This is a genomic window from Protofrankia sp. CiP1_Cm_nod2 (assembly GCF_920664355.1).
Classification (GTDB): Bacteria; Actinomycetota; Actinomycetes; order Frankiales; family Frankiaceae; genus Protofrankia.
Genome location: NZ_CAKKTL010000039.1, coordinates 27,894 through 33,394, shown reverse-complemented (window position 1 = coordinate 33,394; position 5,501 = coordinate 27,894). Strand labels below are relative to the sequence as shown.

Annotated in this window: 4 protein-coding genes; 2 read left to right on the top strand and 2 right to left on the bottom strand. The window is 72.0% G+C overall.

What is annotated here, in order from left to right; genetic code table 11:
• On the bottom strand, window positions 1-932 hold a 932-nt coding region (locus NBW84_RS06625; protein ID WP_250282677.1), incomplete at its 3' end, for an alpha-E domain-containing protein.
• Window positions 926-2,710, bottom strand: a complete 1,785-nt coding sequence (locus NBW84_RS06620; RefSeq protein ID WP_250282674.1) for a circularly permuted type 2 ATP-grasp protein — start codon at window positions 2,708-2,710, stop codon at window positions 926-928. The genes NBW84_RS06625 and NBW84_RS06620, both read right to left, overlap by 7 nt.
• Before the next feature lie 323 nt (window positions 2,711-3,033).
• Between NBW84_RS06620 and NBW84_RS06615 the strand changes: the two genes are divergently transcribed.
• A complete protein-coding gene (locus tag NBW84_RS06615; RefSeq protein ID WP_250282672.1) occupies window positions 3,034-4,647 on the top strand; it encodes an ABC-F family ATP-binding cassette domain-containing protein in 1,614 nt (537 codons plus the stop codon).
• 317 nt (window positions 4,648-4,964) lie between these two features.
• Window positions 4,965-5,501, top strand: a 537-nt coding sequence (locus NBW84_RS06610; protein WP_250282670.1) for a cation diffusion facilitator family transporter, incomplete at its 3' end; no start/stop codon positions are given.

The window sequence follows — 5,501 nt, the reverse complement described above, 5'->3', positions numbered from 1 at the left end:
GTCCAGGAGCGGGGGGCGTTGCGGGCGAAGTAGCGGTGCGTGACTGCCTCGCTGACGGTGGAGCAGGTGCGTTGCAGCGACACCAGCAGGTCGGGCATGTCGTCGACCAGCTCGTCCACGCTGCGGAACTCAAGTTCGGTGCGGGCCCGGCCGACGATGCGGCGGGCCATGTCGTCCACGGTGAACCGGGCCTCGCGGCGGGTGCCGTCGAGCTCGGCGAGGATCTGCTCGGCCATCGACAGCGACCAGTACACCGACCGTGGGAACAGCCTGTCCAGCAGCAGGAACTCGGCGACGCGCGCGGCGTCCACGGCCCGCCGGTAGGTCCGCAGGTACGCCTCGTGCGCCCCGCAGGAGCGCAGCAGGCTCACCCAGCTCTGGGACGCGGGATCCTCGCTGATGCTCGACGACAGCAGCCGGGCGGTCATGTCGACCCGTTCCAGGCTGCGCCCGAGGATGAGGAAGCGCCAGCCGTCGTCGCGGGCGAGGGTGGCGTCGACCAGGCCGGCGAGCATCGCCGTCCGTTCCCTGATGTAGCGGAAGAACACGTGCGGGCCGAGGCGGCGCGCGAGCTCCTCGGAGTGCGGCAGGTCGTTCCAGGTCGCGTTCAGGCACTCCCAGACCTCGCTGGAGATGACGTCGCGGGCGCCGCGGGCGTTCTCCCGGGCCGCGCCGACCGCGCCGGTGATGCTGGACGGGTTGGCCGGGTCGAACGCGAGCAGTTCGGTGACCTGCCGTGAGTCCGCGGCGGCGGCGTCGTCGGGCGCGGGCATGCCCATGACGGCCAGCAGCTCCCGGCCGGCCGAGGTCTCGTCCAGCCACGGGTCCTCCAGCACCCGTTGGACGTGGACGTCGAGGATGCGGGCGGTGTGCTCGGCGCGCTCGGAGTAGCGGCCGATCCAGAACAGCGACTCGGCGATGCGGCTCAGCATGCGGCCGGCCCGTTCAGGCGGCGGGCCTGGTCACCGATGGTCTCCGGCCGTGGCTGTCCGTGTTCCGACTGGTCCCACCGCGGCTCCTGCCGCTGCCCTTGCCGCTCCTGCCCCTGCCATGGCTGCCCCTGCCATGGCTGCCCCGGCTCCTGTCGCCGTGGCTGCCCCGGCCGGTGTCGTGGCCGCCCTGGGGGTGGTTGCGGCTGCCGTCCCTCCCGCTGTTGTTGCTGTTGTTGCTGCTGGTCGCAGGAGGGGAACGGGCCGACGTCGGGGCCGTCGGCGACCTGCGGGACGTTGCCCGGCGGCCGGGTGCGCGGGGAGATGCTCTCCCGGCTGGACTCCGGCGAGGCCAGCACCCAGGTGTCCTTGGAGCCGCCGCCCTGGCTGGAGTTGACCACGAGGCTGCCGCGCGGCAGCGCGACCCTGGTCAGCCCGCCCGGCAGCACCCACACCCGGCGGCCGTCGTTGACCGCGAACGGGCGCAGGTCCACATGCCGTGGCCCCAGCCGGTCACCGGCGAGCGTGGGCGAGGTCGACAGCCGCACGATCCGCTGGGCGATCCAGCCACGCGGGTCGGCTTCGATCTTCAGCCGTAACACGCCGAGCTCCGCCGCGGACGCCTGCTCGCCGATGACGATGCCCTTGCCGCCGGAGCCGTCCACCGGCTTGAGCACGAGCTCGTCGAGGTGGCCGAGCACATGGTCGCGCTGGTCGGGGTCTTCCAGCCGGTAGGTGTCGACGTTGGCCAGGACCGGTTCCTCGCCGAGGTAGTACCGGATGAGGTCGGGGACGTAGGTGTACATCAGCTTGTCGTCGGCGATCCCGTTGCCGACCGCGTTGGCGATGGTGACCCGGCCCGCCCGGGCGGCGTTGAGCAGCCCGGCGCAGCCGACCACCGACTCGGGGCGGAAGTGCAGCGGGTCCAGCCAGTCGTCGTCGATCCGGCGGTAGACGACGTGGACGGGCCGGTCGCCCTCTGTCGTGCGCATGGTGACGTTGTTGTTGCGTACCGTCAGATCCCGTCCTTCGACGAGTTCGACGCCCATCTGCCGGGCGAGCAGGGCGTGCTCGAAGTACGCCGAGTTGTACACCCCCGGTGTCAGCACGACCACGGTCGGGTCGGCGACGTCGGGCGGGGCGGCGGCCCGCAGCGCGTGCAGCAGATGGGTGGCGTAGTCCGCGACCGGGCGCACCCGGTGGGTGGCGAACAGTTCGGGGAAGACCCTGGTCATCGCCCGCCGGTTCTCCACCACGTAGCTGACCCCCGACGGCACCCGCACGTTGTCCTCGAGGACGCGGAAGCCGCCCCGCTCGTCGCGGATCAGGTCGATGCCGCTGACGTGCGCGCGGACCCCGTTCGGCGGGTCGATGCCGTGCGCGGCGCGGTGGAAGTGCGCGCTGGAGAGCACCAGCCGGCGGGGGACGATCCCGTCGGCCAGGACCTCCGCCCGCCCGTAGATGTCGGCGAGGAACGCCTCCAGCGCCCGGACACGCTGGGTGACCCCGCGTTCGATGACGTCCCATTCGGAGTTGTCCAGCAGGCGGGGGACGAGATCCAGCGGGAAGGGGCGCTCCTCGCCGAAGAGGTTGAAGGTGATCCCGGCGTCCCGGAACGCCCGGTCGAGCGCGGCCTTGCGGGCGGCGAGGTCGCTGCTGCTCAGCGGCCGGAGGGCGTCGTAGAGCGAGGCGTACAGCGGGCGGGGGGTGTCCGGGGCCTCGAACACCTCGTCCCAGGCCTGCGTGGCCTGGGACGCATACCCTTCGAAGAGGTCCGCCACATCCGGAGAGCCTAAGTTGCCTGTGTTACCGCCGTATGACGGCGTTTCGGCCCTGGTGGCACAAAAATGATCACCATGCCGCCGGCTGTCGGTTGCAGGATGGATACAGATGTGTACCAGACGGCTAACCGTAGTCCGAGATCGGGCGATCGTAGTCTGAGACGATGGGTCTGGCGGCGCGGTGCCGCCTCGCTGTCATCGGCTGTCGGTTGCCAGCACCAGTCGGTCGGTGACCGGCAATCGGTTGCCGGTCACCGGCTGCCGGTAGGGCGGTAGCCGATCGCTCCACGTTCGTCGACGTTCCCGGAAGGCCACGTACACCAATGATCATTGCGTCCGATCTCGAGCTGCGCGCGGGCGCCCGCACCCTCATCGAGGCGGTGTCGTTCCGCATCCAGCCCGGCGACCGGATCGGGCTCGTCGGACGCAACGGGGCCGGCAAGACGACGCTGCTGAAGACGCTGGCCCGCGAGACCCTGCCGTTCGCCGGCACGGTGGACGTCCGCGGCGAGCTCGGCTACCTGCCGCAGGATCCCCGCAGCGGCGACCCGTCCGATACGGTCCGCGACCGCGTTCTTTCTGCCCGTGGTCTCGACGCGTTGCTGCGCGAGATGGAGAAGCTGCACGTCGAAATGGCCGAGCTGGTCGACGAGGCCGCCCGCGACACGGCCATCCGCCGCTACGGCCGGCTGGAGGAGCGTTTCGGCACGCTCGGCGGGTACGCGGCCGAGGCCGAGGCGGCCCGGATCTGCTCGGCGCTCGGGCTGTCGGACCGGGTCCTCGCCCAGCAGCTCGAGACGCTCTCCGGTGGCCAGCGCCGCCGGGTGGAGCTGGCCCGCATCCTCTTCGCCGGGGCCGGCGACAACCAGGCGACCCTGCTGCTCGACGAGCCCACCAACCACCTCGACGCCGACTCGGTCGTCTGGCTGCGCGACTTCCTGCGCTCCCACGACAGCGGGCTGGTCGTGGTCAGCCACGACGTCGACCTGCTCGACCGCTGCGTGAACAAGGTCTTCTACCTCGACGCCACCCGCGCCGCACTGGACGTCTACAACGTCAACTGGAAGACGTACCTGTCCCAGCGGGAGCTCGACGAGCGCCGCCGCCGCCGCGAGCGGGCCAACGCCGAGAAGAAGATCGACGCGCTCAAGGCCCAGGCGGACAAGATGCGGGCCAAGGCGACCAAGGCCCGCGCGGCCCACCAGATGGACCGCCGGGCCGAGCGGCTGGCCGCCGGCCTGGCCGAGGTGCGCGTCGCCGACCGGGTCGCCAAGCTGCGCTTCCCCGACCCGGCGCCGTGCGGGCGCACGCCGCTGACCGCCACCGGGCTGTCGAAGTCCTACGGGTCGCTGGAGGTCTTCGCCGGGGTCGACCTCGCCATCGACCGCGGCGCGCGCGTCGTCGTCCTCGGCCTCAACGGCGCCGGCAAGACCACGCTGCTGCGGATCCTCGCCGGCGCCGAGACCCCCGACACCGGCGAGGTCCATCCCGGTCACGGGCTGCGTCTGGGCTACTACGCCCAGGAGCACGAGACCCTCGACACCGACCGCTCGGTACTGGACAACATGCGCGCGGCCGCACCCGGCACCTCGGACGTGGAGCTGCGCCGCATCCTCGGGGCCTTCCTGTTCAGCGGGGACAGCGTCGACCAGCCGGCCGGCACCCTCTCCGGCGGGGAGAAGACCCGGCTGGCCCTGGCCGGGCTGGTGTGTAGCGCCGCCAACGTGCTGCTGCTGGACGAGCCGACCAACAACCTCGACCCGGCGTCCCGCGACGAGGTGCTGGCGGCGCTGGCCACCTTCCGCGGGGCGGTGGTGCTGGTGACCCACGACCCCGGCGCGGTCGAGGCGCTCGCGCCCGACAAGGTCCTGATGCTGCCGGACGGCGTCGAGGACTCCTGGTCGGCGGACCTCGCCGAACTGATCACCCTGGCCTGAGACGTCACCGGCGGCCCGCGGGGCGGCCCGCTCCGGCGGTGTGTCCGGCCCGGTCGGCGGAGCTCCGGCGTAGTCCGGCCGGGGCTGGCGCGGTCCGGCGTGGGCTGGCGGTGTGTCCGGCGCGGGCCGGCGGCAGTGATCGTCCTGGCTCGCGGGTCGCGGTCATCATGGCCGGCGGGCGGGTGACCGGCCCGGCTTGGCACACTGGCCGGGGACGTATCGGACGCCGTCACCATCTGATAACCGTCCGGGAAGCGTCCGGAGATCGTTGATAGATCGTCGAGAAGCTGTCGAGGAGTGGTGGGTCAGGTGGTCGTGTGAGCGCGGAAGGTGGTAGCAGGGCGGTCGTAGCCGCGCTGGCGGCCAATCTGGGGATCGCGCTGGCGAAGCTCGTCGCGTTCCTCATCACCCGGTCGTCGTCGATGCTGGCCGAGTCCATCCACTCGCTCGCCGACTCGGGCAACCAGGGCCTGCTCCTGCTCGGCCGGCGGCGCGCCACCCGGCCGGCCGACGAGGAGCACCCCTTCGGCTACGGCCGCTCCCGCTACATCGCCGGCTTCCTCGTCGGGATCGTGCTGTTCAGCGTGGGCGGGCTGTTCTCCGTCTACGAGGGCGTGGAGAAGCTGCGCCACCCGCACCATCTGGACAACGGCGTGGTGGCGGTGGTCGTCCTGCTGGTGGCGATCGGTCTGGAGGCGTTCTCCTTCCGGACCGCGATCCACGAGACCCGGCAGGTCAAGGGGGACGCGTCGTGGTGGGGCTTCATCCGCGCGGCCCGCGCCCCCGAGCTGCCGGTGGTGCTCCTGGAGGACCTCGCCGCGCTGGTCGGCCTCCTGCTCGCCCTGGGCGGTGTG

Coding starts and splice junctions, on each gene's coding strand:
- NBW84_RS06615 (WP_250282672.1), top strand. CDS start 3,034: ATGATCATTGCGTCCGATCTCGAGCTGCGCGCGGGCGCCCGCACCCTC.